This is a genomic window from Pseudomonas sp. 4CAES_32.4, from assembly GCF_058136335.1.
Genome location: NZ_CM176882.1, coordinates 3,002,415 through 3,027,968 on the forward strand (window position 1 = coordinate 3,002,415; position 25,554 = coordinate 3,027,968).

The 25,554-nt window shown below is 58.9% G+C and carries 17 protein-coding genes and 1 pseudogene; 16 read left to right on the plus strand and 2 right to left on the minus strand.

Annotation, left to right across the window (positions count from 1 at the left end):
- The first annotated feature begins 488 nt into the window (after positions 1–488).
- The 3 genes from AC3Y64_RS13425 to pgm all read left to right on the plus strand — a co-directional run bounded on the left by AC3Y64_RS13425 (position 489) and on the right by pgm (position 5,143).
- The gene (locus AC3Y64_RS13425; protein ID WP_489987834.1) at positions 489–1,940 is read left to right on the plus strand and encodes a hypothetical protein; all 1,452 of its coding nucleotides are present in this window, start codon (positions 489–491) and stop codon (positions 1,938–1,940) included.
- A gap of 49 nt (positions 1,941–1,989) precedes the next feature.
- On the plus strand, positions 1,990–3,390 hold the full coding sequence (locus tag AC3Y64_RS13430) for an aminotransferase-like domain-containing protein (protein WP_489987835.1): 1,401 nt from the start codon (positions 1,990–1,992) through the stop codon (positions 3,388–3,390).
- 106 nt (positions 3,391–3,496) lie between these two features.
- Positions 3,497–5,143, plus strand: coding sequence for a phosphoglucomutase (alpha-D-glucose-1,6-bisphosphate-dependent) (gene pgm / locus AC3Y64_RS13435; RefSeq protein ID WP_489987836.1), 1,647 nt, complete (start codon positions 3,497–3,499; stop codon positions 5,141–5,143).
- A 59-nt stretch (positions 5,144–5,202) separates the two neighbouring features.
- Here pgm and AC3Y64_RS13440 read toward each other — a convergent pair whose 3' ends face one another.
- Positions 5,203–5,898, minus strand: a complete 696-nt coding sequence (locus AC3Y64_RS13440; RefSeq protein ID WP_489987837.1) for a pirin family protein — start codon at positions 5,896–5,898, stop codon at positions 5,203–5,205.
- 278 nt (positions 5,899–6,176) lie between these two features.
- Between AC3Y64_RS13440 and AC3Y64_RS13445 the strand changes: the two genes are divergently transcribed.
- Positions 6,177–8,651 (plus strand): UvrD-helicase domain-containing protein, encoded by a 2,475-nt coding sequence (locus AC3Y64_RS13445; protein ID WP_489987838.1) that lies wholly within the window; start codon positions 6,177–6,179, stop codon positions 8,649–8,651.
- A gap of 48 nt (positions 8,652–8,699) precedes the next feature.
- Here AC3Y64_RS13445 and AC3Y64_RS13450 read toward each other — a convergent pair whose 3' ends face one another.
- Entirely contained in the window at positions 8,700–8,972 is a 273-nt protein-coding gene (locus AC3Y64_RS13450) for a DUF1652 domain-containing protein (RefSeq protein WP_489987960.1), read from the minus strand.
- 263 nt (positions 8,973–9,235) lie between these two features.
- On the opposite strand from AC3Y64_RS13450, the gene AC3Y64_RS13455 reads away from it, so the two are divergent.
- The 12 genes and pseudogenes from AC3Y64_RS13455 (at position 9,236) to AC3Y64_RS13510 (ending at position 25,373) form a co-directional block, all read left to right on the plus strand.
- On the plus strand, positions 9,236–10,051 hold the full coding sequence (locus tag AC3Y64_RS13455) for a helix-turn-helix domain-containing protein (RefSeq protein WP_489987839.1): 816 nt from the start codon (positions 9,236–9,238) through the stop codon (positions 10,049–10,051).
- A 52-nt stretch (positions 10,052–10,103) separates the two neighbouring features.
- Positions 10,104–11,510, plus strand: a complete 1,407-nt coding sequence (locus AC3Y64_RS13460) for an NAD(P)/FAD-dependent oxidoreductase (protein ID WP_489987840.1) — start codon at positions 10,104–10,106, stop codon at positions 11,508–11,510.
- A 42-nt stretch (positions 11,511–11,552) separates the two neighbouring features.
- Positions 11,553–11,897 carry a cupin domain-containing protein gene (locus AC3Y64_RS13465; RefSeq protein WP_122595897.1) on the plus strand — a complete coding sequence of 115 codons (345 nt, stop codon included), beginning with the start codon at positions 11,553–11,555 and terminating at the stop codon, positions 11,895–11,897.
- Between the two features lie 54 nt (positions 11,898–11,951).
- Entirely contained in the window at positions 11,952–13,037 is a 1,086-nt protein-coding gene (locus AC3Y64_RS13470; protein WP_489987841.1) for a polyamine ABC transporter substrate-binding protein, read from the plus strand.
- Positions 13,038–13,494: 457 nt separating this feature from the next.
- On the plus strand, positions 13,495–14,961 hold the full coding sequence (locus AC3Y64_RS13475) for a serralysin family metalloprotease (protein ID WP_489987842.1): 1,467 nt from the start codon (positions 13,495–13,497) through the stop codon (positions 14,959–14,961).
- Positions 14,962–15,054: 93 nt separating this feature from the next.
- The gene (locus AC3Y64_RS13480) at positions 15,055–15,477 is read left to right on the plus strand and encodes an AprI/Inh family metalloprotease inhibitor (protein ID WP_489987843.1); all 423 of its coding nucleotides are present in this window, start codon (positions 15,055–15,057) and stop codon (positions 15,475–15,477) included.
- 207 nt (positions 15,478–15,684) lie between these two features.
- Positions 15,685–17,460 (plus strand): type I secretion system permease/ATPase, encoded by a 1,776-nt coding sequence (locus AC3Y64_RS13485; RefSeq protein ID WP_489987844.1) that lies wholly within the window; start codon positions 15,685–15,687, stop codon positions 17,458–17,460.
- Positions 17,457–18,806, plus strand: a complete 1,350-nt coding sequence (locus AC3Y64_RS13490; protein WP_489987845.1) for an HlyD family type I secretion periplasmic adaptor subunit — start codon at positions 17,457–17,459, stop codon at positions 18,804–18,806. The genes AC3Y64_RS13485 and AC3Y64_RS13490 overlap by 4 nt, the downstream gene beginning before the upstream one ends.
- Positions 18,807–18,808: 2 nt before the next feature.
- Positions 18,809–20,176 (plus strand): TolC family outer membrane protein, encoded by a 1,368-nt coding sequence (locus AC3Y64_RS13495; protein ID WP_489987846.1) that lies wholly within the window; start codon positions 18,809–18,811, stop codon positions 20,174–20,176.
- 68 nt (positions 20,177–20,244) lie between these two features.
- Complete coding sequence (locus AC3Y64_RS13500; RefSeq protein ID WP_489987847.1) at positions 20,245–20,529, plus strand: hypothetical protein; 285 nt, start codon at positions 20,245–20,247, stop codon at positions 20,527–20,529.
- 13 nt (positions 20,530–20,542) lie between these two features.
- The gene (locus AC3Y64_RS13505; RefSeq protein ID WP_489987848.1) at positions 20,543–23,620 is read left to right on the plus strand and encodes an autotransporter domain-containing protein; all 3,078 of its coding nucleotides are present in this window, start codon (positions 20,543–20,545) and stop codon (positions 23,618–23,620) included.
- A 56-nt stretch (positions 23,621–23,676) separates the two neighbouring features.
- A pseudogene (locus AC3Y64_RS13510) lies at positions 23,677–25,373 on the plus strand (polyurethane esterase).
- Positions 25,374–25,554 lie beyond the last annotated feature (181 nt).

Genomic DNA, 25,554 nt, shown 5'->3' on the forward strand with positions numbered 1-25,554 from the left:
GATTGCCTGGGTGCGTTGCCCGGGTGGTTCAGCATCTGAACCGGTTTTTCCTCTCGATCTGTATCTTCTAATCGCCCCATAAGCCCTGATAATTGAATGATTACTTTCATCTCAAGGAATGAGCTATGGCTGTGCATTCTATTTGTAGCGCTCGATATAAATCGACTATTGGCGTTGATATCGAATACTTCTGTTTAAAGGCTGTAGTCCTATTCCGAAGTTGCGTCTTTTTTTCTTGTACTCACTTGTCCCGAGGTCTTGTGGGAAGTTTCCTAGGGGATTTTTTCTGCTCAAAAATACCTATTGGAACCAATGGTTTGCGAGCAATTATTGAAGTGTGGCCAAGTGCCCTGCGGGTTAAGTGTTTCAAATAACTACGCATTCGCAAGTGTTAGCATCTGAACGTCTATATCTATTGCTAATGAATTTTTACGGGCCCCGCTATTGGGGTGCGTGATATGAACATTTTGATACCGGGTGAAGTACTGATGAGCACAATCCATGATCAGGCAATGAACTACGTCTACCAACAAGTGCTGCAACGATTGATGAGCTTCTTTTCTCGTGCCGAGCGCACGGCGTTGCAGCTATTGATCCATAGGCTCGTGGTGGCGGCCGGGGGCATGGAGCGCATCGGTGACTTCAAGGTGATGGTGGTGCAATCCGGCTCCCGAGACAGCTGCTACAGCCTGGCTTTGCTCCGGGCTGCACAGTTGAGTCTGGCCGGCCGTGCGCCAGCGACCTTCCAGTTACGGGTGGCTACCTTGCGCTGGAATGCCAATGATGTCGCGGCCATGCAAAACCTGCATCGCAGCTACAGCGCGTTGTTTCTCTATGACGACCCGCGCGTCGAGTTGTTGATGGTTGATAATCGGGAAGTATTGCCCTTTGATCACCAGGCGCCTGTGGGCGAGGTCAGCCGCGAAGCCAATCGCGTCAACCTGCTGATGGTCGCGCATCGCCGCGACCGTAGCGAAAAGCTCGAACTCTGGGATGACGTGTACCTCGCCACCGCCGGGCTCTACGGCCAGGTTGCCCGCTGGAACAACGGTGTCGACGCTTTGGTAAGCGGTGAGCCGCTACGACGCCAGAAACATTACCTCGAGGGGCTTGGTCGCGCCTTGCATAAAGCCGGCGTGGGAGGGCTGCCGTCCAATTCAGGCACGTTCGAGGAATTGTTCGCGTTGCTTGACGGGCAGGAAGGGGATTTCTACCGCGGGTTTTATACCGAATCCGAGCTAACGCCCTGGCGCCCGGAAGGTCAGTTCGAGGCCTGTCGACGCACGTGTTTTATCGATATCCACGACATGGTCGTGGGCAATCTCGAAGAGCGGTGGCCGTTGCTCAGTGACTTCCTCGGATTTCAGCCGGGCGAACTCATGCAGCAACCCAGCGAAAACGAGTTCGCCGATCCACTGATCACGGCTTACCTGGAGGGCTTGCAAGCGGTTTCCCTTGAGGGACGCACGTACGAGGCCGGGGTTCGCGACTTTCTCCAGCGCAACCTTGAACTGATGCAGCAAAAGTCTTTGCCGGAACCTGTTCGTGAACAATGGCTGGCAACGTTTGGTCATCATGCAGACCTTGAACCGTGCCGACAGCATGCACGCAGCGCGTTGCTGGCCGGATTCGACATAAGCGAAGCCCAGTTGATCTGCCTGCTGTATGCCCCATTCGTAAATGGCGGGGCCGAGCTGGAGCCATTCCTGCGCAGCTGTCATCCCGGCATGCTCGTGGCGTTGCCGGAACTGCATCGGGCCATGCAAGGCCTGCATGCGCCGGAGCAGGTATTGAAATGGATGACAGATGTCAGCGGGTTGCCGGTACGACTGATTGCTCGTCTCTACGCGATGGAGGCCATGCAGGTGCAGATACCGGCCTCGCCTGAGGGGCAAACCAGTGGCGGCGCAATGGGCAGCGATCGCTCGGCGGAAGGTTGACCGTGGATGTTCACCCGGCAGACAGCGCATCGACTCGGGGTTGCCGCCGATGAAAACCTTGCGAGAAAACGACTTTGCCTATCAAGCGGTGTATCGCTATCTGAACCAGTTGATCAACGAACCCGGCGGCAACGAACCGGTGCGTTTGCCGTCGCTGCGACAACTCGCCGAGCGCTTGAATGTTTCGATCTCGACCATCCAGTACGCTTATTCACTGCTGGAAAAGGAAGGGCGGGTGTATTCGGTGGCAAAATCGGGTTATTACGCCCGAGCGCTGACGCCGTTGATGACGCCGGGAAGCGGTGAGGATTTGCTCGAAACGCTGTGCGTTCATGCCAGACGCCCCGATATGTGCGTGTTGAGCCACGATGATCCGGCTGCAGTGCAGCCGCTCGACGGCCCGCTGCTGATGCTGGAACGCGAACTGTTGCGGCAATATCCGCGTCAGTCACCGATCACGACACAACCCTGCGGCGAGCTGGAACTGCGCACAGTCCTCGCCGCACGCTACACGACATCCGCCACGCGTTGCTGGCATGCCGAGGATGTTTACATCGGTGCCGACCTGCGTGGCGTTCTGGAGATATTGATCAGCGTGCTCGACTTGCGGCGCGCCACGATCGTGGTCGAATCACCTTGCGACTGGACCATCCTGCGCCTGCTGCAAGCCAACGACGTGCGCGTTATCGAACTGCCGCTTCAGGCGCTTGGAGAGTTGGATACACAGCGACTTGAGGCATTGCTTGAAACCGAACCGGTACGCCTGATCCTGTTGTCGTCAGCGCTGAACATGCCTCACGGCAGCCCGGTGTGCGCGGACAATCGGCGCATCATTGCCGACCTGCTTGCACGCCGGGGCACCTGGGTACTGGAAAACGACTGTTACAGCGAACTGGATGAGCGACTTGACGGCCAACGCCTGCGAAATTGGCTCGATCCGGAGCGCTTGCTGGTGTTTTCAAGCTTTGAGCAGATCATCGGCGCTGAAGCACCTTACGGGTTTGTGTTATCGCGTCAGTGGCGCAATGAGTTGCACCGACACTTCCTGTTGCGTTCATTTCGCATGTCGCCGATTCGCCAGAAGGCCATCGCCCGGCTCTACGCTGGCGGACGCATTGATCACCACTTGCAGGTGCTGCGACGTCTGCTCAAGGAGCGCCGCACCTATTTGATTCAGCTACTGCGCGGGCGACTGGGTGAAACCCTGCACATTGTCGAACCGCTCGGAGGCGCGACAGTCTGGGTGCGCTCATTGCGCGCGGTGGACATGAGCGCGGTGTTTCAGCGACTGCTCAAGCAGCAAGTGCTGATCGCACCGGGCGAACTGTTCAGCCTCAATGGCTTGCACGCCCACCATCTGCGCTTGAGCGCCCTCGGGCAGGGTGATCATGATCTGCCGACTGTGGTCGGAATGCTCGGTGATGCTTTGCGCCTTGCTCCCGGTGACTGACGTTAAAAAACATCTGATATGTCCCGGATACATCCCATCGCACTGCGGTCAAACTGCCAGTAAACTGCGCTGTATTTCCTGAACCACTCTTTATCAGAGGTTTTGCATGACACTCAGTCCTTTTGCGGGCAAACCGGCACCGGCAGAATTGTTGGTCGATATCCCGCGACTGGTAACGGCCTATTACACCGGCCAGCCTGATGCATCGGTTTCCACTCAGCGCGTGGCGTTCGGCACGTCCGGTCACCGGGGCAGCTCCTTCGACTTGAGTTTCAATGAATGGCATGTTCTGGCGATCAGCCAGGCGATCTGCCTGTATCGGGAAGCCCAGGGCATTAACGGTCCCTTGTTCGTCGGCATCGATACCCACGCCTTGTCGACCCCGGCCGGGGCGAGTGCGCTGGAAGTGCTCGCCGCCAACGGCGTGACCGTGATGATCGCCGAGGGTGACGAATACACGCCCACGCCGGCGATCTCCCACGCGATCCTGTGCTACAACCGTGGTCGCACCTCGGGCCTGGCCGACGGCATCGTCATTACGCCTTCGCACAATCCGCCACAAAGCGGCGGCTACAAATACAACCCAACCAACGGTGGCCCGGCCGATACCCACATCACCAAGTGGATCGAAGCCAAGGCCAACGAACTGCTGGCCAACAAACTGGCCGGGGTCAAACGCATCAGTTACGAGCAGGCGCTGAAGGCCAGCACCACGCATCGTCATGACTACCTCAACACCTATGTCGCCGACCTGATCAATGTCATCGATTTCGATGCCATTCGTGACGCCAAACTGCGTCTGGGTGTTGACCCATTGGGCGGAGCAGGGGTGCGCTACTGGTCTGCCATCGCCGAGCATTACCGTCTGGACCTGGACGTGGTCAATAAAGCGGTCGATTCGACCTTCCGTTTCATGACGGTCGACTGGGACGGCCAGATCCGCATGGACCCGTCGTCCAGCCACGCGATGCAAGGGCTGATCGGCTTGAAAGAGCGTTTCGACGTGGCTTTCGCCTGCGATCCGGATCACGATCGCCATGGCATCGTGACCCCGTCCGGTGGTTTGCTCGCGCCGAACAATTACCTGGCAGTGTCCATCGACTACCTGTTCCAGAACCGTCCGCAATGGCGCGCCGACGCTGCCGTGGGTAAAACCGTGGTCAGCAGTGGCCTGATCGATCGCGTGGCCAAGCGCCTGGGCCGGCGTTTGTACGAAGTGCCGGTCGGCTTCAAATGGTTCGCCGACGGTCTGTTCGACGGTTCACTGGGTTTTGGCGGGGAGGAGAGCGCTGGTGCATCGTTCCTGCGCAAGGATGGCGGCGTCTGGAGCACCGACAAGGACGGCCTGATTCCGGCCTTGCTGGCTGCCGAAATGACCGCACGCACCGGTCGCGACCCAAGTCAGGCCTACAACGCACTGACTGCAGAACTCGGCGAGCCGTTCTCGGTACGCGTGGATGCCAAGGCCAATCCTGAACAGAAAGCGCTGCTGAGCAAGCTGTCGCCGGCACAGGTCACGTCGACCGAACTGGCAGGCGAAAAAATTCAGAGCATTCTCAGCCACGCACCGGGCAACGATCAGGCCATTGGTGGCTTGAAGGTGATGACCGAGAACGGCTGGTTCGCCGCGCGCCCGTCGGGCACTGAGGACATCTACAAGATCTACGCCGAAAGCTTCGTCAGCGACGACCACCTCAAGCAACTGGTGGCCGAAGCGCAAACCTTGGTGGATGGCGCTATTTCCAGCAAGTGATGCGCAATCGGACGGTATGAAAAAGGGCAGCCAATGGGCTGCCCTTTTTTTATCCGCTGTCAGGCCAGATCGACCAAAACGATTTCACTGTCCTCAATCGCCGTGACGGTCAGCACGCGTTCCTGCGCGACGGCAACACCATCGCGAGCCTGGGCGCGCACACCGTTGACTTCAATTACCCCCGTGGCCGGCACGAGGTAGGCGCGACGACCTTCATCCAATCGATATTCGGCGGTTTCGCCGGCCTTGATATTGGCCGCCACCAACCGTGCATCGGCGCGAATTCGCAGGCTTTGATCATCACCATCCTTGCCGCTGGCCAATGTGACAAAGCCTTCGCGCTGGCCTTTCGGGAACGGTTTTGCGCCCCACGACGGTGGCGCGCCGGTTTCGGTGGGCAGAATCCATATCTGGAAAATCCGTGTTTCCGTGGCTTCCAGGTTGTATTCACTGTGAGCAATGCCGGTACCGGCGCTCATCACTTGCACGTCGCCAGCCTCGGTACGGCCCTTGTTGCCGAGATTGTCCTGGTGAGTAATCGCGCCCTCACGCACATAGGTGATGATTTCCATGTCGCGGTGCGGGTGCTGGGGGAAACCGGTGCCCGACGCAATGATGTCGTCGTTCCATACGCGCAAATTGCCCCAGTTCATGCGCTGCGGGTCGTAATACTCGGCAAACGAAAAGTGGTGGTGGGCATCCAGCCAGCCGTGATGGGCGCCGCCCAGCGAGCTGAAAGGTCTGAGTTCAAGCATGATCGTCTCCTCAATAGGCTCGTCATGGGGCGCGATGACTGCGCACGCGGCGAAACCGGTGGTTTATGGCGACGATCATCTATCAAGCGATTATCGATAAAAAGCGTAAAAACTGCGGCATCATGATCGAATAAATCGATGCAATAGCGCGAGAAGATCATCTTGTCCCACCTTCAATTCATCGCCTAAACCAATGACCCACAAGCATTTCGCTAGAACTCGGCGACGAATCCAGACACCATAGACGTCAACAGCCTCACACACTGGAGCCCCTCAGCGTGGCGCAACACACTCCCGATCTTCCTCCTGAACTCCGTCCTCTGGCCGAGATGCCTTGGTTCAAGCGCTTGGCCGCGCGTTTTTTTGGCCATGGCCTGACGCGCTTGCGCGCCCAGCATCGTGCTTCCTGGCTGCATGGCCAGGCCGATGGTTTTCGCAGCGGCCATACGGCTGGCGTCGAATATGGATTCAAGGAGGGCAAGCTCGAAGGGCTGGAAGAAGGTCGGCAGGTGCTGTTGATCCGCGACAGTCGCAACACCGAGCATCGTCCGCCCAGCGTCGACAACCACCTGTTCGATGACTGGCGCCTGCCGCTCAACGCCGAGTTGAAAAAACGCATGAAGGCAGACGTCGCCCGTTTATTGCCGGAACATGCCCAACCGAGCGCCGCGCAATGGAAGATGATTTTCAGCGATACGCCGTCCACCTCGGTGGTTGCAGGCGCCGGTGCCGGCAAATCCACCACGCTGGTGTTGCGAATCCTGTTGCTGACGCATTATCTGGGTTTTGAACTCGATTCGATGACCGTAGTGACCTTCACCCGCGAGTCACGCAAGGATTTCATCAACAAACTGATCGAACTGTTCGCGCTTTGGGGGCGAGCATTGAGCCTGAAACAGGCGCGGGAAATGGTGCGAACCTTCCACTCGCGCATCCTGCCGATGGTGCGCAGCCTGCCGGGTTTCGAACGTCTGCAAGCCTTCGAGAATCTCAGCCATCGAACCCCTGGCACCGACGAAGACATCGACAGCAATCCTTTCGACCTGCGAATCAATGATGCCCAACGCCAGCAGCTCAACGGCTGTTATCACCGATTGTTTAACGAGGACGAACGTTTCCGCGAACTGATTCAACCGTTGTCCCGAGCCGGGCTACAGCTAAAGGAGCTGGAGCGCGAGCATCCGGATGTGCAAAAGCGCATGGCCGTGACTGAACTGGCCGCCAAGCGGGATGAAGAGCTGTGCGATGCGATCGAGGATCTGTGGCTGCGAGCCGGTGCCTGGCCAATCAAGGGTATTCAGCCAAATCGCCAGACGTTCGAAATCAACGGGGCCAAATTTCACTGCCATGGCTACATCCCCAGTCTCGATGCCTGGGTGGTACTCGGTTTCGATTCGCGGGAAAACGCGCAGATCTGCCGACCGAATGCCAAGCTTAGCATTCGCGCCGAGTGGGCCGTAAAGCGCACCCTGTTTCAAGCTTTCTGTCGTAAGCCATTGATCTGGCTGGATAGTTACGATTCAGCCAAGCGTGTTCTCGCCTCGTTGGCTGGGGATGCCAGCGCCGGTCCGGGCTTCGATTACAAGGTCAAAGGCGAACTGGCGTCCGCGCCATTGCTGGACTGTTTCGTCGCCGCCGCAGGCTTCATCGAGAACCTGGGCCTGGACGTTCCCGATGCCGTAGGCCGCATGAGCTTTGCCAAGGATGATCCGGACCGGTTTTTCTTTGAGGCTTTGAGCCTGTTCTGGCGTGCCTTCGAAGATCACTTGCTCGATCAGAAACCGCCGGTGATGACCTACAACCGCATGTTTGCATTGTTCAGCGAGCATTCGCCGGAGAACCTCAAGCTGTTGAGCGATGACTTGCTCAGGCCTATGTCACACCTGATGATCGACGAATTTCAAGACGTATCCCCACAGATCGTTTCGTGGATTCGCGCCAGCCTGACTGAGATCCGCAGTCGCGGGCCCGCCATGCACGTGGGGCGCGGCGCGCAAAAGTCTTCACTGCTGTGCGTCGGCGATGATTGGCAATCGATCTACGGCTGGCGCGGCAGTTCGCCGAGTTACTTCATGGAGTTCAACAAGGAATTCCCGTCCCCAAGCACCACGCGGGTGATGCTCAGCGACAACTACCGTAGCCATCAACACATCATCGATGCTGCCGAGCATATCGTTCGCGCCGCGCCGGCCATTCCTGGCAAGAAGGCCAAGGCCAGCGGCGAACCCAAACCCCTGCAGCCGGTCAACGTACTGGAACGCGATGATCAAGCACTCGGTCAACGACTTGCCGATCACTATCGGCAGGGCCATTCGATCCTCATGCTCTATCGAAAAAGCAGCGATAAGTTATTGATTGAAGAGCATATTCAGTCAGTTGTTAATGTGGATTCGAGCTTGCCGTACGAGGCTCGGCGCCTGAAGCAACTGACTTATCACAGCGCCAAGGGCTTGCAGGCTGATGCGGTGTTTTTGCTCGGCGATTGCCAGCACCTCACCAGCTCACCCTATAAAAATCAGGTTTATCGCATGGCCGGATTGGGCAAGAGCGGCGACAGTGAACCGTACGATAGCGCCCAGAAAGACGAGATCCTGCGTTTGGCCTATGTCGGTATCACCCGCGCAGTCAGTCATTGCTATTGGTACGTCGAGCCGCAGGAAGCGCAGGCAGTCAACATGCCGCGTGCGTCTGATCGAGTCGCCAAAGGCGAAGCGTTCTTTGTCGATCATCGTACAGACAAGCAAAGCGCATAAACAAAAAAGCCCGCAGCAATGCAGGCTTTTTCTTTATAAATCAAAAGACTATGCGTAACTCCTCAAGGATTGTGGAGGAATGAAAGCTTCCAGTTCATCCTCTACCGCTTCGATCATCCGCTCGACATCGGCCGCATTCATCACCGTGGCACACGGAATGCCCGCAATGGCGATCACCGTCTCGCCAGTCGCGCGGTCGAACAGGCGGGCGATCATGCTGCCGGGGGCATCCATCGTCGCCTCGAAACCCATGGGATGAAAATGCCAGCGCATCAGCTGGCAAGCGTTGGGAAACGTGACTTTGCTTGAACCTTTATTCATGTGTTGCCCGCCTTCTTCATCGAGCGCTTCCATTTGCTCATGGTAGGTGGGAAGAGCCTTCATTGGCTCAACCGGTCATAGACATTAAAAGTAGCATCCGCATGTGAAAATACTGTGAGATTTTTCAGTCCGTTTTGCGATTGCTTCGCGTTTTTTGATGTAAGTCACGGCCTACGCAATCGTCGCCAAAATGCCACTACGGATTTTTCATTGAAGCCTGTGCTGAACTTGGGCAAGCTCGATTCTTTTTCGCCGAGCCTTTTATGCACGCCGACCACGACGGCCCGGAACAGACCCAGGCCACGGCCGCTACGGTCATGCGCTATCACTTGAGCTGGAAACACCGGGATCTGGATGCGGTGATGGCGCTGTATCACCCGGACATTCAATACAACGATTTCTTCCAGAACCGTGTGCTCGGCCTCGATGAGCTGCGCGAGTACGTGCGTGTGAGCATGCCGCGAGAATCCGACGAACTGCTGGAGCATTGCGACCGTATCCGCGTCGACGGCAATACCGCGTTCATCCAGTACGAAGTCACCTTGCGTGGCGGCGAAGGCCTGGTGTCGTTCCGCTCCAGTGAAGCGATCACGGTCAGGGACGGCTTGATCTGGCGGGTCAACGAATACGCCTCGCTGGTGCGCACGCAAACCGGCGCAACGACGGCGGCGAGTCAGCGCCCGGCAGCCAGTCGCCTCGGTTTGTCGCCACGGCAGTTGAGCTTCATGGCCGAAGATCTGCAGCAGTACTTCGAAAAGCAGCAGCCGTATCTCGACCCCGAGCTGGATCTGCAGCGGGTGGCGAAGGAGTGCGGTTACAGCCGCAATCAGATTTCCTACCTGTTGAATCAAGTGCTGGGCCAAAGCTTCTATCGCTACGTCAATCAGGCGCGTCTGCAACATCTGTTGCGCTCACTGGACGAAGCGACGCCACCGTTGCGCATCGATGAGCTGGCGTTCGCCGCCGGTTTCAATTCGCTGTCGGCGTTCTACAGCTGTTTCCGCCAGCACACCGGCCAGTCGCCGAAGGCTTACGCTAAACAAATTTCTTTGCGGGCACGCGCGCAAGACTTCTCCTGAGCCCACGCACTAGGATCGACGCCATCGAAGGTTTTCAGTGGCGGAGTCTTGCATGCCGGCGTGGCGCACTATCAGTTTGTGGATGGATCAACTCGACGAGCCGCTGACCGCGCGGCCCGAGCTGACGCAGGATCTGGATGTCGACGTGGCCATCATCGGCGCCGGTTACACCGGGTTGTGGACGGCGTACTACTTGAAGAAGCTCGCGCCGGGGCTCGACATTGCGATTGTCGAAGCACAGACCGCCGGTTTTGGTGCTTCCGGGCGCAACGGTGGCTGGCTGATGGGCAATATTCTCGGCGAGGATCGCTTGCTGGCCGGGTTGTCTCCCGAGCAACGTCGGGCCTCGTTCGATCTGTTGCACAGCATCCCTGACGAAGTGGAAATCGTCCTCGAAAAGGAAGGCATCGCCTGCGATTACCGCAAGGGTGGTGTCCTTTATTGCGCCGCGCGCTATCCAGAACAGGAAGCCACCCTGCGTGAATACCTGGCCAAGCTGCACGCTCAAGGCCTGACGGATGACGATTACCGTTGGCTCAGTCCCGAGCAACTGGCGCAGCAGATTCGCATCGCCAAGCCTTACGGCGGCATTTACGCGCCGCACGTGGCGACCATTCATCCGGCGAAACTAGTGCGTGGCCTGGCCCGAACCGTGCAGAACATGGGCGTAAAGATCTACGAAAACAGCCCGGTCACCCAATGGCAGTCGGGCAGCCTGCGCACCGCGAAGGCCAGTGTGCGCAGTCGCTGGATTGTCCCGGCGGTCGAAGGTTATTCGGTCACGTTGCCGCCGCTGGGTCGTTATCAATTGCCGGTGCAAAGCTTGATCGTCGCGACCGAACCGTTGTCTGCCGCGACCTGGGACGAAATTGGTCTCAATCGCGGGCAGGCGTTCAGCGAATTCAGTCGTCAGGTCACCTACGGTCAGCGCAGCGCCGACAATCGACTGATCTTCGGCGCCCGTGGCGGCTACCAATTCGCCGGCAAGCTGCGTCACAACTTCGATCTGACTCGCGATGAAGTCGAGCTACGTCGCTATCTGTTCGGCGAGCTGTTCCCGCAGTTGAAAAACGTACAGATCACCCACGCCTGGGGCGGCAACCTCGGGATGTCTCGCCACTTCAAACCGCACATGCTTTGCGACCGTGCCAACGGCATTGCGTTGTCTGGCGGTTATGGCGGGGAGGGCGTTGGTGCCAGCAACCTTGGCGGGCGCACGCTGGCCGATCTGATTCTTGAGCGCGATACCGAACTGACGCACCAACCGTGGGTGCTTCAGGACGGTGGGATTAATGCGTTGCGCGCCTGGGAGCCGGAGCCATGCCGCTGGCTCGGGTACAACGCGATCATCAAAAGCTTCGTCCACGAAGACCAGACCCTGGCCAACCCGGCAACCGCGCCATGGCGGCGCAAACTCGCCAGCCAGGTCGCGGGTTTCATGGAAGGGTTCATGCACTAAACGCCGATTTACTTTGAGAACGCCCAAAAGACAGGTCAGACCATGAGCATTACCCAGTTCAAGAACACCGCAACCCTGCAACTCGACGAATCCAACCCGGTCGCCGTGCCGCTCGGCGAGCCTATCGCGATTGCTTCGACCACCAGCGTCGAGCGCGACGACGGCGTCGAAACCGGCGTCTGGGAATGCACCCCGGGCCGCTGGCGTCGGCAGATCACCGCTCAGGAGTTTTGCCATTTCATCTCCGGGCGCTGCACGTTCACCCCGGACGGCGGTGGTGAAACCCTGCACATACAAGGTGGCGACGCACTGATGTTGCCGGCCAACTCGCTCGGTATCTGGGACATCCAGGAAACCGTGCGCAAGACCTACGTGCTGATTTTCTGATCGTTTGATCCTTTGATTGCCTGCCAACAAAAAAACCTACACAGGAATCGACCCATGATCCGCAAGACCTTCGCTCTGGCACCGCTGATGCTGGCCGTTTCCCTCGCTCAGGCGGCGGAAACGGTCAAGGTGTACAACTGGTCCGACTACATCGCACCGGACACCACCAAGAATTTCGAGAAAGACACCGGCGTCGGCGTCACCTATGACGTCTACGACAGCAACGAAACCCTCGACGGCAAGTTGATGACCGGCAAATCCGGTTACGACGTGGTGTTTCCGTCCAACCATTTCATGGCGCGACAGATTCAGGGCGGGGCGCTGAAAAAACTCGACAAGAGCCAGTTGCCGAACTGGAAAAACCTCAACCCGGTGTTGCTCAAGGCGTTGCAGGTCAACGACCCGAACAACGAACACGGCTTCCCGTATCTGTGGGGCAGCACCGGCATCGGCTACAACATCGCCAAGGTCAAGGCTGTGTTGGGCGAAAACGCGCCGGTGGATTCCTGGGACTTGATCTTCAAACCCGAGAACATGGAAAAGCTGCAGAAATGCGGTGTGGCAATCCTCGACAACGGCCCGGAACTGCTTCCGGCGGCGCTCAACTATCTGGGCCTGCCGCATCACAGCAAAAATCCCGAGGACTACAAGAAGGCCGAAGCGCTGCTGATGAAAGTGCGGCCGTACGTCAGCTATTTCCATTCCTCGAAATACACCAGCGATCTGGCCAACGGTGATATCTGCGTGGCCGTCGGGTTCTCCGGCGACATCCTGCAAGCGGAAAACCGCGCCAAGGAAGCCAAGAACGGGGTCGACATCGGCTACAACATTCCCAAGGAAGGCGCGGCAATCTGGTTCGACATGGTTGCCATGCCCGCCGACGCCCCGGACGAGAAGGCCGGTTACGCCTTCATGAATTACCTGTTGCGTCCAGACGTCATGGCCGGCATCAGCAACTATGTGCACTACGCCAACGGCAACGAACAGGCCGACAGCCTGATCGACCCAGCGATCAAGAACGATACCAAGGTCTACCCGAGCCCGGAAATGATGGGCAAATTGTTCGCGCTGGAAGCCATGCCGTTGAACATCGACCGGATTCGCACGCGGGTGTGGAACAAGATTCGTACAGGTAGCTAACTCGCTATTCCCCTGTAGGAGCTGCCGCAGGCTGCGATCTTCTGATCTTGCTTTTGAAAGGCAAAGTCAAATGATCGCAGCCTCGTTTCACTCGTCAGCTCCTACAGTTTGGGTGAGCCGTTTGGTTGATATCAATACACTGGCGCGCACTAACAACGCGCAGAAAAGTGAGACGCATCTAACAAAAAACAACTTACCGATATTTAATATTTAAATAGAAAATCGTCAGACAATTAGGCAAACGCCTACAACTTCAAACATTATTTCGACCCCCGCACGCTTTGTTTACGGCAGTTTTACGAAACAGCGCAGTTTGATCTCAAAAAAATCCTTTACGTCAGATTTCAAATTGTGTCAGGTTTCTTACGCCTTCATTGGGCGAGTGATAGGACGATCTCGCCAGAGATTGTCGCTATCGGACAAAAACTGTTCCATTGCTAAACAAGGAAGTGTGTTTATGTCGAAAGTTAAAACTAACGCTATTGATACCGCCGAACAGGCTTTGCTGCTGTCCGCGGCGCCGCAACCTCTGGCGGCTGCCAGCTCGGCGGTCAACCAGATCAATAGCTTCAGCCATCAGTACGATCGTGGCGGCAATCTCACGGTCAATGGCAAACCGTCCTTTTCCGTCGATCAGGCTGCAACCCAGTTGCTGCGCGACGGCGCTGCCTACCAGGACAAGGATGGCAGCGGCAAGATCGAACTCACCTACACGTTCCTGACCTCGGCATCGTCCAGCACGATGTACAAACACGGGATCACCGGGTTCAGTCAGTTCAGTGCGCAACAACAAGCCCAGGCCAAGCTCGCCATGCAATCCTGGGCCGATGTGGCCAACGTCACCTTCACCGAGAAAGCCTCGGGCGGCGACGGTCACATGACCTTCGGTAACTACAGCGGTGGCCAGGATGGCGCTGCAGCGTTCGCATATCTGCCAGGCACCGGCGCCGGTTATGACGGCACTTCGTGGTACCTGATCAACAGTGGCTACACACAGAACAAGAACCCGGATCTGAACAACTATGGTCGCCAGACCCTGACTCACGAAATCGGCCACAGCTTGGGCCTGGCCCACCCTGGCGACTACAACGCCGGTAACGGCAACCCGACCTACAACGACGCGTCCTACGGCCAAGACACCCGCGGCTACAGCGTCATGAGTTACTGGAGCGAGAGCAACACCAGCCAGAATTTCAGCAAGGGCGGCGTAGAAGCCTATTCTTCCGGCCCGCTGATGGATGACATTGCTGCGATCCAGAAGCTCTACGGTGCCAACACCACCACCCGTACCGGTGACACCACCTACGGCTTCAACTCCAACACTGGCCGCGATTTCCTCAGCGCTTCGTCGTCGAGTGACAAAGTGGTGTTCTCGGTGTGGGATGCGGGCGGCAAAGACACCCTGGACTTTTCGGGTTTCACCCAGAACCAGAAGATCAACCTCAATGACGCCTCGTTTTCCGACGTTGGTGGCATGGTCGGCAACGTGTCGATTGCCAAGGGCGCGATCATCGAGAACGCCATCGGGGGTTCCGGCAACGATCTGTTGATCGGCAATAGCGTGGCCAACGAGCTGAAGGGCGGTGCCGGCAACGACATCCTCTACGGCGCCGGTGGTGCCGACAAGCTGTGGGGCGGCGCAGGCTCGGACACGTTTGTGTTCGCCGCCAGCTCGGACTCCAAGCCAGGTGCGATCGATCAGATCCTCGATTTCGTCAGCGGTCTGGACAAAATCGACCTGACCGGGATCACCAACGGTGCCGGCCTGCACTTCGTCAGCAGCTTCACCGGGGCCGCCGGTGACGCGATCCTGACGTCGTCGGGTGGCAACAGCCTGCTGTCGGTGGACTTCTCCGGGCACGGCATTGCTGATTTCCAGGTCAGCACCGTGGGCCAGGCGGCGTACGCCGATATCGTGGCGTGATGTAAGCATGGAAAGCGGTGCGTGATGCGCCGCTTTCTCTCCTTGCATCGTGTTGCTCTGTAAGCAAGGCTACACGCCGGAGCGAATATTCCCATGATCTACAAAGCTTTTCCCTACAAGGCAATGGCGTGGCTCGCGGCGGCGCTCATCACGATTTCTGGAGAAACCAGCATGGCAAGCAGCCTCAGACTCGAAGAACCCTCGGTGTTGGCCGGCCACTGGCAGGCAACGTTGTCTACCCGGGGTGAAGACCTGCAAGCGCAAAAGCAGCAGGACAAGCCTTCGAATACTTGCGTCGTCGAATTGCAGGCAAACAAGACATTGGGCCAAGGCGCCGACTGCCTGGGCGCATGGCTTGATGAAACCCCGATCGGCTGGTTTCCCGATCCTGACGGCCTGTCGATCACCGGTAAGGAAGGTTCAAGAATCCAGTTCTTCAGCCGACAACGTGACGGGCTTTATCTGGCTACTTTGAAGTCCGGTCTGGTGATTAATCTCGAACGCAAAGCGCAATAGTTGAACGGCCTGCTTGCGACCCCTTTTTAATATAAAGCGACACGATAAGGTTATAAAAAACGCTAAATGGCAACTGCACCGTAGTTAATTGCGTCAGTTGTTATGAAAGTGTAAGCGGGTACTTGCAAGTCATCTTTCGCAGGTAAGCGGAACATTAATTGAAATCTCGCCCAATGGTGGCGGGATCGATCATTTCAGGACGAATCAATGAAGATGGCGAAGGCACCGGCCACCGCTCCCTTATTCAAGGCTTTGGGTGACTATAAAAGCATTCTGATCAGCGTCGGCTGCTTTACAGCGCTGATTAACGTGCTGATGCTGGTGCCCTCCATCTATATGCTCCAGGTTTATGACCGGGTGCTGTCGTCGCAGAACGAAACCACCCTGGCGATGCTGTCGCTGATGGTCGTCGGCTTCTTTGCCTTCATCGGCCTGCTGGAAGTGATCCGCAGCTTTATCGTGATCCGCATCGGCAGCCAGTTGGAGCGGCGCTTCAACCTGCGGGTTTACCAAGCGGCGTTCGAACGCAACCTGTTCAAGGGCGAAGGTAACGCCGGGCAATCCCTGGGCGACCTGACCCACATCCGTCAATTTGTCACCGGGCCTGCGCTGTTCGCGTTTTTCGATGCGCCGTGGTTCCCGGTGTATCTGTTCGTGATCTATCTGTTCAACGTCTGGCTCGGCGTGCTCGCCACGGCGGGCGCGTTGCTGTTGATCGCGCTGGCCTGTCTCAACGAATACATGACCAAAAAGCCGCTGGGCGAAGCGGCGGGTTTCTCGCAGAAGTCCAGCCAATTGGCGACCAGTCATCTGCATAACGCCGAAACCATTCAGGCGATGGGCATGCTCGGTTCGCTGCGCAAGCGCTGGTTCCAGGTGCACTCGCGGTTCCTTGGCTTGCAGAATCAGGCCAGCGATACCGGAGCGGTGATCAGCTCTCTCAGCAAAACCCTGCGCCTGTGCCTGCAATCGCTGGTGCTGGGTCTCGGCGCTTTGCTGGTGATCAAGGGCGACATGACCGCCGGGATGATGATCGCCGGTTCGATTCTGATGGGCCGCGTACTCAGCCCGATCGATCAGTTGATCGCGGTGTGGAAACAGTGGAGCGGGGCGAAGCTGGCTTACCGCCGTCTCGATGCACTGCTGCAAGCGTTCCCGCCGAGCGACGAGGCCATGGCGCTGCCGGCGCCGAAAGGCCAGATCACCTTTGAGCAAGTCAGCGCCGGCCCACCGGGACAACGCGCGGCGACTCTGCAAATGGTCAATTTCAATCTGAATGCCGGCGAAGTGCTCGGCGTGCTGGGGGCTTCCGGTTCCGGCAAATCGACGCTGGCCCGCGTACTGGTCGGCGTATGGCCAACCCTCGGCGGCACGGTGCGCCTCGATGGCGCGGATATTCATCGCTGGAATCGTGATCAGCTTGGCCCCTACATCGGCTACCTGCCGCAAGACATCGAGCTGTTCAGCGGCAGCATCGCCGAGAACATCGCGCGTTTCAGCGACGCCGATGCGCAGAAGGTGGTTGCCGCTGCGCAACAGGCCGGGGTTCACGAAATGATCCTGCGTCTGCCGCAGGGCTACGACACGCAACTGGGCGAGGACGGCAGTGGTTTGTCTGGCGGTCAGAAACAGCGTGTGGCACTGGCGCGTTCAATGTATGGCACGCCGAGCCTGGTGGTGCTGGATGAGCCGAACTCCAACCTCGACACCGTTGGCGAAGCGGCACTGGCCAGTGCCATTGCGCAATTGAAGGCGCAAGGCACCACCGTGGTGCTGGTGACCCATCGTTCTTCGGTATTGGCTCAAGCCGACAAGTTGCTGGTGCTCAATGACGGTCGCCTGCAGGCATTCGGCCCGAGTCAGGACGTGCTCAAGGCGTTGTCCGGCAATCATGAACAACAACGCGAGAAGCCTGCGCAGGCACCGGGCGGGCTCAGCATGAGCCGACAGTATCAGCCCTCGACAAGGAATTCGGGTGTATGAGCAGCACAAGCATGGACACTGCAAACGAAGCGAGCATGGAACACGCTTACATCACTGAACGCCCCGAGCGCGACGCTAAATTCTTTGCGCGCATGGGCTGGATTCTGGCCATCGTCGGTGCCGGCAGTTTCTTCACCTGGGCGGCGTTGGCGCCACTCGATCAAGGCATTCCGGTGCAAGGCACGGTGGTCGTCTCCGGCAAGCGCAAAGCCGTGCAGTCGATGAGCAGCGGTGTGGTCAGCCGGATTCTGGTGCGCGAAGGCGAAATCGTGAAACAGGGCCAACCGCTGTTCCGCCTCGACCAGACCCAGGTCGCCGCCGACGTACAGTCGCTGCAAGCGCAGTACCGCATGGCCTGGGCCAGTCTCGCGCGCTGGCAGGCCGAACGAGACAATCTTAAGCAAGTGACGTTTCCCGCCGAGTTGAGCAACGACCCGGACCCGCGTCTGGCGCTGGTGCTGGAAGGGCAGCGCCAATTGTTCAGCAGCCGTCGCGAAGCGTTTTATCGTGAGCAAGCGGCATTGCGCGCGAGCATCGAAGGCGCCACCGCGCAACTGGCCGGCATGCGCCGCGCGCGCAGCGATCTGAATGCCCAGGCCGATTCGCTGCAACAGCAGTTGCGCAACCTGCAGCCACTGGCCGACAACGGCTACATTCCGCGCAATCGCCTGATGGAATACCAACGGCAGCTGTCGCAAGTGCAGCAACAACTGGCGGAAAACATCGGTGAAAGCGGCCGGGTCGAGCAGGGCATCCTCGAGTCGCGGCTGAAGCTGCAACAGCACGGCGAGGAATACCAGAAGGAAGTCCGCACGCAACTGGCCGACGCTCAGTTGAAAAGCGTGACGCTGTCGGAGCAACTGACCTCCGCCGGTTTCGACCTGCAGCATAGCGAAATCATCGCCACCGCTGACGGCGTGGCGGTCAATCTTGGCGTGCACACCGAAGGCGCCGTGGTGCGTCAGGGCGAAACCCTGCTGGAAATCGTTCCGCAAGGCACCACGCTGGAAGTGGAAGGGCACCTGCCGGTCAACCTGATCGACAAGGTCGGCACGCATTTGCCGGTGGACATCCTGTTTACCGCGTTCAACCAGAGCAAAACCCCGCGTGTACCCGGCGAAGTCAGCCTGATTTCCGCCGACCAGATGATCGATGAGAAAACCGGCGTGCCGTATTACGTGCTGCGCAGCAGTGTCAGTGATCAGGCCATGGAAAAACTCAACGGGCTGGTGATCAAGCCCGGCATGCCGGCAGAAATGTTCGTGCGCACCGGCGAACGTTCACTCCTCAACTATTTGTTCAAACCGCTGCTCGACCGGGCCGGCTCCGCGTTGACCGAGGAATAAGGATGTTCGGCTGTATGAATAAGCTTTCCATGCTCGGGGCGGCAATGCTGCTGCTCGCGAGTCACTCAGCGGTAGCGGCGATGGGGCCGTTTGAGATTTACGAGCAGGCGCTGCGCAATGACCCGGTGTTCCTCGGCGCGATCAAGGAGCGCGACGCGGGTCTGGAAAACCGCGCCATTGGCCGCGCCGGTCTGCTGCCACGCCTCGGTTACACCTACAACAAGGGTCGCAACTCGTCGAAAGCCACATCCCTCGATGACCGCGCGCGCAACCGCTCCGACGACCGTAACTACAGCAGTTACGGCTCGGCCTTGACCCTGCAACAACCGCTGCTCGATTACGAGGCTTATGCCGCGTATCGCAAAGGTGTCGCGCAGTCGCTGTTTGCCGACGAAAACTTCCGTGGCAAAAGCCAGGAATTGCTGGTGCGCGTGTTGGATAACTACACCAAGGCGCTGTTCGCACAGGATCAGATCGACATCGCTCAGGCGAAGAAGAAAGCCTACGAGCAGCAGTTCCAGCAGAACCAACACATGTTCAAGCAGGGCGAGGGCACGCGTACCGACATTCTTGAAGCCGAGTCGCGCTATGAGCTGGCCACTGCCGAAGAGATCGAGGCGCGCAACGAACAGGATGCTGCGCTGCGTGAACTGGGCGCACTGGTCGGCGCGCCGGCGGTGGATATCGGCGATCTGGCACCACTGGATCAGAACTTCCAGACCTTCGCCCTGCAACCAACCAATTACGATACCTGGCACGAGATGGCGGTGAGCAACAACCCGAATCTGGCTTCGCAACGTCAAGCCGTGGAAGTTGCGCGCTACGAAGTGGAGCGCAATCGCGCCGGGCATCTGCCGAAAATCAATGCCTATGCCTCGATGCGCCAGAACGAATCGGAAAGTGGCAACACCTATAACCAGCGCTACGAAACCAACACCATCGGTTTCGAAGTCAGCGTGCCGTTGTATGCCGGTGGCGGCGTGTCGGCGTCGACGCGTCAGGCCAGCCGCACCATGGAACAGGCCGAATACGAGCTCGATGGCAAAACGCGCGAGACGCTGATCGAACTGCGCCGTCAGTTCAGCGCCTGCCTGTCCGGGGTCAGCAAACTGCGCGCTTACCAGAAAGCGCTGAGCTCGGCGGAAGCGCTGGTGGTGTCGACCAAGCAAAGCATTCTCGGCGGCGAGCGTACCAACCTCGATGCATTGAATGCCGAGCAGCAACTGTTCACCACCCGCCGTGATCTGGCGCAGGCGCGTTACGACTATCTGATGGCCTGGACCAAGTTGCATTACTACGCTGGCACCTTGAACGAGCAGGATCTGGCGCGGGTGGATGAAGCGTTCGGGCAGGGCCCGAAGACCCAATAACGCGGTAAATCCCTGTCGGCGCATCCTGCGACAGCGCCGACATAACATCAAGAAACAAAGTGGTGAACATGGACGTACACATCAAGCCGATTGTGGTCGGCACCCTGCTGCTTGTGATTTCTGCAAATCAGGTTCAGGCGCAATGCCTCGAACCCTGCAAACCCGGCGACGCCAACAAGAACGCCAGGCCCCCATTCCCTTTACTTGATCGTTCCCACGTTCTGCGTGGGAATGCCTCTAGGGACGCTCTGCGTCCGGTGACGCGGAGCGTCACGGGCTGCATTCCCACGCGGAGCGTGGGAACGATCATTGCTCTGCGGGGCAACGATCAGGATTTTTCGCAACATCACTAAGGAAGGTCGCTGGATGAATAACAACAATACCCCCGCGCAAACGGGTGGCCGCTTTGCCCTGCAAACCCTGACATTGGCCGTACTCTGTGCCATCGGCACCGCGCAAGCCGCGCCCTATGTGGAAACCGGGCGCAGCGGTGATGCCGCCAGTTGGCGCAGTACCGAATTCCAGGCCGATTGGGGCCTGCGCGCCATTGGTGCCGATTACGCCTACGCCGCTGGTTACACCGGTAAAGGCGTGAAACTGGGGATCTTCGATCAGCCGGTGTACGCCGCTCACCCGGAGTTTTCCGGCAGCAACAAAGTCATCACGCTCGTCACCACTGGCATTCGTGAATACACCGACCCGTACATCCCGGTGAAGGCCGGCGATGCGTTCCGTTATGACGGCTCGCCCTCGGTCGGCTCCGACGGCAAATTGGGCGCCCACGGCACTCACGTTGGCGGTATCGCTGCCGGCAGTCGCGATGGCGGACCGATGCATGGCGTCGCGTTCGGTGCGCAGATCATCAGCGCCGACAACGGTGACCCGGGCCCGGAGGACGGCATCGTGCGTGGCAACGACGGCGCGGTATACAAGGCCGGTTGGGACGCCCTGATCGCCAGCGGCGCGCGGATTATCAACAACAGTTGGGGCATCGGCATCACCGACCGTTTCGACCTCGGCGGCCGCGACCCGGCGTACCCGCACTTCACGGTCAATGACGCGCAGTTGCAGTTCAATGAAATCCGCACCTTGCTCGGAACCAAACCCGGCGGCGCCTATGATGGCGCGATTGCCGCCGCGCGCAGCGGCATCGTCACCATCTTCGCCGCCGGCAACGACTACAACCTCAATAACCCCGATGCCATCGCCGGCCTCGGTTATTTCGTTCCGGAGATCGCGCCAAACTGGATCACCGTCGCCGCGTTGCAGCAGAACCCCGACCTGGCCAGCGCCAATCCCTACATCATCAGCACGTTCTCTTCGCGCTGCGGTTACACCGCGAGTTTCTGCGTCTCGGCGCCGGGCACGAAAATCTACAGCGCGATCATCGAAGGCATCAACGCCGACAACCTGACCACCGGCTATAAGAATTACAACGGCACCTCCATGGCCGCGCCGCACGTCGCCGGTTCCATGGCTGTGCTGATGGAACGCTTCCCGTACATGAGCGGCGATCAAGTCGCCACGGTGTTGCGGACCACCGCGACCGACCTCGGCGCACCGGGCATCGACGCCTTGTACGGCTGGGGCATGATCAACCTGCGCAAGGGCATCGATGGCCCGGCGATGTTCGTCACCGAACAGGACATCCCCCAAGAATTCCGCATTCAGGGCGCTTATGGCTCCGGCCAGTTTGTCGCGGATTTACCCGGTATCGGCGCGATCATCGATCAAGGCAAACCGACCGAACGTCTGTGCAGCGACATCACCTGCGGCCTCGACACCTGGCGCAACGACATTTCCGGCCACGGCGGTTTGACCAAACAGGGCATCGGTACGCTGGTGATGACCGGCAACAACAGCTACACCGGCCCGACACTGGTCAATCAAGGCCGACTGGCGATCAACGGTTCGCTGGCCTCGGCGGTCACCGTGAATGACAGCGGCATCCTCGGCGGTAACGGGCGCATCGGCGCACTGTCGGTGAAAAACGGCGGTACGGTGGCGCCGGGCAACTCTATCGGCACCCTGAACGTTGCGGGTGACGTGACCTTCGAGCCGGGTTCGACCTATGCGGTGGAAGTCTCGCCGACCGCCAGCGACAAAATCGTCGCCGGTGGCAAGGCTGTGATTGACGGTGCCACGGTCAGTCTGTCCCTGGAAAACAGCCCGACGCTGTTGACCACCAGCGAAGTGAAAAGCCTGCTCGGCACGCAGTTCAACATCCTGCAAGCGGCGGGCGGCATCGAAGGGCAATTCGGTCAGGTGCTGCCCAACTACGCCTTTCTCGGTGGCACGCTGGCGTATTCGGCCGGTGGCGTTCAATTGGACGTCGGGCGCAACGGTGCTTCGTTCGCCAGCGTCGGTCTGACGCCGAACCAGCGTGCGGTCGGTGCCGCAGCCGAACGTCTCGGCGCTGGTAATGCGTTGTTCGAAACCTTGCTGCTGTCACCCAACGCGGCCTCGGCGCAACAAGCCTTCCAGCAACTGTCCGGCGAGATCCACCCGGCCATCGGTACGCTGCTGATCAACGACAGCCGCTATCTGCGCGAAGCCGTCGGCGAGCGCCTGCGCGAGCGTGATCTGTTCAACGCCGATGCACCGACTGACGATCGCAGCAATGCCTGGGTCAAGGTGCTGGGTTCGTGGGGCAAGAGCGATGGCAGCAGCCAATACGCTGATTCCACCAGCTCGATCGGCGGCTTGCTTGCCGGTGTTGACGGCTTGATCGCTGAAGATACGCGCCTCGGTTTCGTCACCGGTTATAGCGACAGCTCGTTGAGCATGGGCAGCGGCACGCATTCGTCGGCGTCGGTCGACAGCTACCATTTGGGTGCTTACCTGGGACATGAAATCGATGCCCTGCGTCTGACCGTTGGCGGCGCTTACAGCTGGCACCGCATCGACGCGAAACGTGATCTGCAATTCGGCGATGTCAGCGGCAAGCAAAAAACCAAACGCGACGCGACCACGGCGCAATTGTTCACGGAGGCTGCTTACGATCTGCGCTTGCAACCGATGAACCTGGAACCGTTCGCCAACCTGTCCTACGTCCATCTCAACACCGACAGCTTCACCGAGAAGGGTGACGCCGCCGCACTGAAAGGTGGCGAAGACAACCGTGACGTCGTGCTGTCGACCCTCGGCGTGCGCGCCAAGCGTACCTTTGCCCTGTCGGAGCAGCATCAACTGGAACTGGGCGCGAGCCTCGGCTGGCAGCACAACCTGAGCAGCGTCGATGCTGACAGCCATCTGGCCTTCGCCAATGGCAACAGCGCGTTCACGGTGCAGAGCGTGTCGATGGATCGTGATGCCGCGGTGGTCGGCGTGCGTGCCGGTCTGGCGCTCAATCGCGATGTACGGGTGAACCTGGATTACAACGGCCTGATCGGTTCGAACGAGAAGGATCACGGCGTGGGTCTGACCCTGGATTGGCAATTCTAAAAAGCCCCGGCAGCTCTAAACGGAGCTGCCGTTTTTGAAGGAAGAGAGAGCACAACATGGGATTGTTCGATTACAAGCATGCCGATGGCAAAGCGTTGTACAGCGACGCCATCGCCCTGACGCTGTACGCCTACACGCCTACACGCCGACCGGCCGGCCATTGCCAGCGACCGCATGGGCACCGGTGGCGGCGACGGCGCTGGGTTATCAAGGCAAGGTTGGGGCGCAGGGTACGTTCTTCGGCGAGAAGGACGGGTTCACCAGCGCCGAAGCCGAAGTGCTCGGCAAGTACGACGCGGCGGGCAAGTTGATCGGTATCGGCATTGCCTTTCGTGGCACCGGCGGGCTGGGCTACAGCGACACCTTCGGTGACCTGAAAAACAACCTGCTGGCGGCGATCGGGCCGTCGGATTACGCCAGCAACTACGCAAAAAATGCCTTCGATAATCTGCTCAAGGCTGTCGCCGCGTTCGCGATTGCCAACGGCATCGCTGCCAAGGACGTGCTGATCAGCGGCCACAGCCTCGGTGGGCTCGGGGTCAACAGCGTTGCCGAACTGAGCGCGGGCAACTGGGGTGGTTTCTACAAGGACGCCAACTACATTGCGTTCGCTTCGCCAACCCAGAGCAGCACCGGCAACAATGTGCTGAACATCGGTTACGAGAACGACCCGGTGTTCCGCGTGCTCGACGGCACCACGTTCAGCACCGCGTCGATGGGCAAGCACGACAAACCGCACGATTCGACCACCGACAACATCGTCAACTTCAACGACAACTACGCGTCCACCGCGCAGAACCTGGTGCCGTTCAGCATCATCAATCCGCTGAGCTGGTCGGCCCACGGCTCGCTGGGTTATGCCGACGGCCTGAATCGGGTGATCGATTCGACGTTCTACAACCTCACCAGCAAGGACTCGACGATCATCGTCTCCAACCTGGAGGAGGCTTCCCGGGGCAAGACCTGGGTCGAGGATCTCGGGCGTAGCGGCGAGCCGCACACCGGCAGCACGTTCATCATCGGCACGCAAAGCAACGACTGGCTCAAGGGTGGGGCGGGCAACGACTTTCTTGAAGGCTTGGGCGGCGATGACCGTTTCCGCGATGACGGCGGATTCAATATTTTGCTAGGCGGCCAGGGCCATAACGTTTTCGAGCTGCAAAAACCGTTGCAGAACTTCAGCTTCGCCAACGACGGCGACGGCACCCTGTATGTGCGCGACGCCTACGGCGGCATCAGCATGACCCGCGACATCGGCGCGTTGGTGAGCAAGGAAGCGGGCTCGTGGTGGGGCAGCAAGGACATCACCTGGAATGTCACCGCCAAAGGCCTGAGCAATGGCAACGAGCTAACCCAGTACAACCATTCGCTGAGCGGGGACGGTTACGGCAACGCGCTGCATGCCACGGCCGACGGTGACTGGCTGTTCGGTCTCGGTGGCGACGACAGACTGATCAGCGACAAAGGCCACGTGACCTTCGTCGGCGGCGCGGGCAACGATGTGATGACCGCGCTGGGCGGCAACAACACGTTCCTGTTCAGCGGCGCGTTCGGTTTCGATGCCATTAACGGCTATCAGGGCAGCGACAAACTGGTGTTCATGGGCGTCGAAGGCGCGGGGCAGGGCTATGACTACAAGCAGCACGCGTCGCAGGCTGGCAGCGATACCGTGCTGAAGGTTGGCGACTATGCCGTGACCTTGATCGGGGTGGGAGTGGCTAACCTGTCGGATTCGGCGTTCGTTTTCGCCTAGGTAATGATCTTTCTCTGTAGGAGCTGCCGCAGGCTGCGATTTTTTGATCTTGAAAAGCACAATCAAAAGATCGCAGCCTCGTTGCACTCGTCAGCTCCTACAGGGGGGATGTGCAAGTAGTAGAAATGCTCCGGAGCGTTCCGCGAGGGGCGCTCTGGCTGTGAGCTATCTCTGAACAATT

Bases quoted from the DNA above. Each gene is read 5' to 3' on its own strand.
- AC3Y64_RS13480 (WP_489987843.1), top strand. From the start codon at position 15,055: ATGATCTACAAAGCTTTTCCCTACAAGGCAATGGCGTGGCTCGCGGCG.
- AC3Y64_RS13430 (WP_489987835.1), top strand. From the start codon at position 1,990: ATGAAAACCTTGCGAGAAAACGACTTTGCCTATCAAGCGGTGTATCGC.
- AC3Y64_RS13460 (WP_489987840.1), top strand. From the start codon at position 10,104: ATGCCGGCGTGGCGCACTATCAGTTTGTGGATGGATCAACTCGACGAG.
- AC3Y64_RS13455 (WP_489987839.1), top strand. From the start codon at position 9,236: ATGCACGCCGACCACGACGGCCCGGAACAGACCCAGGCCACGGCCGCT.
- AC3Y64_RS13475 (WP_489987842.1), top strand. From the start codon at position 13,495: ATGTCGAAAGTTAAAACTAACGCTATTGATACCGCCGAACAGGCTTTG.
- AC3Y64_RS13500 (WP_489987847.1), top strand. From the start codon at position 20,245: ATGGACGTACACATCAAGCCGATTGTGGTCGGCACCCTGCTGCTTGTG.
- AC3Y64_RS13495 (WP_489987846.1), top strand. From the start codon at position 18,809: ATGTTCGGCTGTATGAATAAGCTTTCCATGCTCGGGGCGGCAATGCTG.
- AC3Y64_RS13505 (WP_489987848.1), top strand. From the start codon at position 20,543: ATGAATAACAACAATACCCCCGCGCAAACGGGTGGCCGCTTTGCCCTG.
- AC3Y64_RS13440 (WP_489987837.1), bottom strand. From the start codon at position 5,898: ATGCTTGAACTCAGACCTTTCAGCTCGCTGGGCGGCGCCCATCACGGC.
- AC3Y64_RS13450 (WP_489987960.1), bottom strand. From the start codon at position 8,972: ATGAATAAAGGTTCAAGCAAAGTCACGTTTCCCAACGCTTGCCAGCTG.
- AC3Y64_RS13465 (WP_122595897.1), top strand. From the start codon at position 11,553: ATGAGCATTACCCAGTTCAAGAACACCGCAACCCTGCAACTCGACGAA.
- AC3Y64_RS13485 (WP_489987844.1), top strand. From the start codon at position 15,685: ATGAAGATGGCGAAGGCACCGGCCACCGCTCCCTTATTCAAGGCTTTG.
- AC3Y64_RS13425 (WP_489987834.1), top strand. From the start codon at position 489: ATGAGCACAATCCATGATCAGGCAATGAACTACGTCTACCAACAAGTG.
- pgm (WP_489987836.1), top strand. From the start codon at position 3,497: ATGACACTCAGTCCTTTTGCGGGCAAACCGGCACCGGCAGAATTGTTG.
- AC3Y64_RS13470 (WP_489987841.1), top strand. From the start codon at position 11,952: ATGATCCGCAAGACCTTCGCTCTGGCACCGCTGATGCTGGCCGTTTCC.
- AC3Y64_RS13490 (WP_489987845.1), top strand. From the start codon at position 17,457: ATGAGCAGCACAAGCATGGACACTGCAAACGAAGCGAGCATGGAACAC.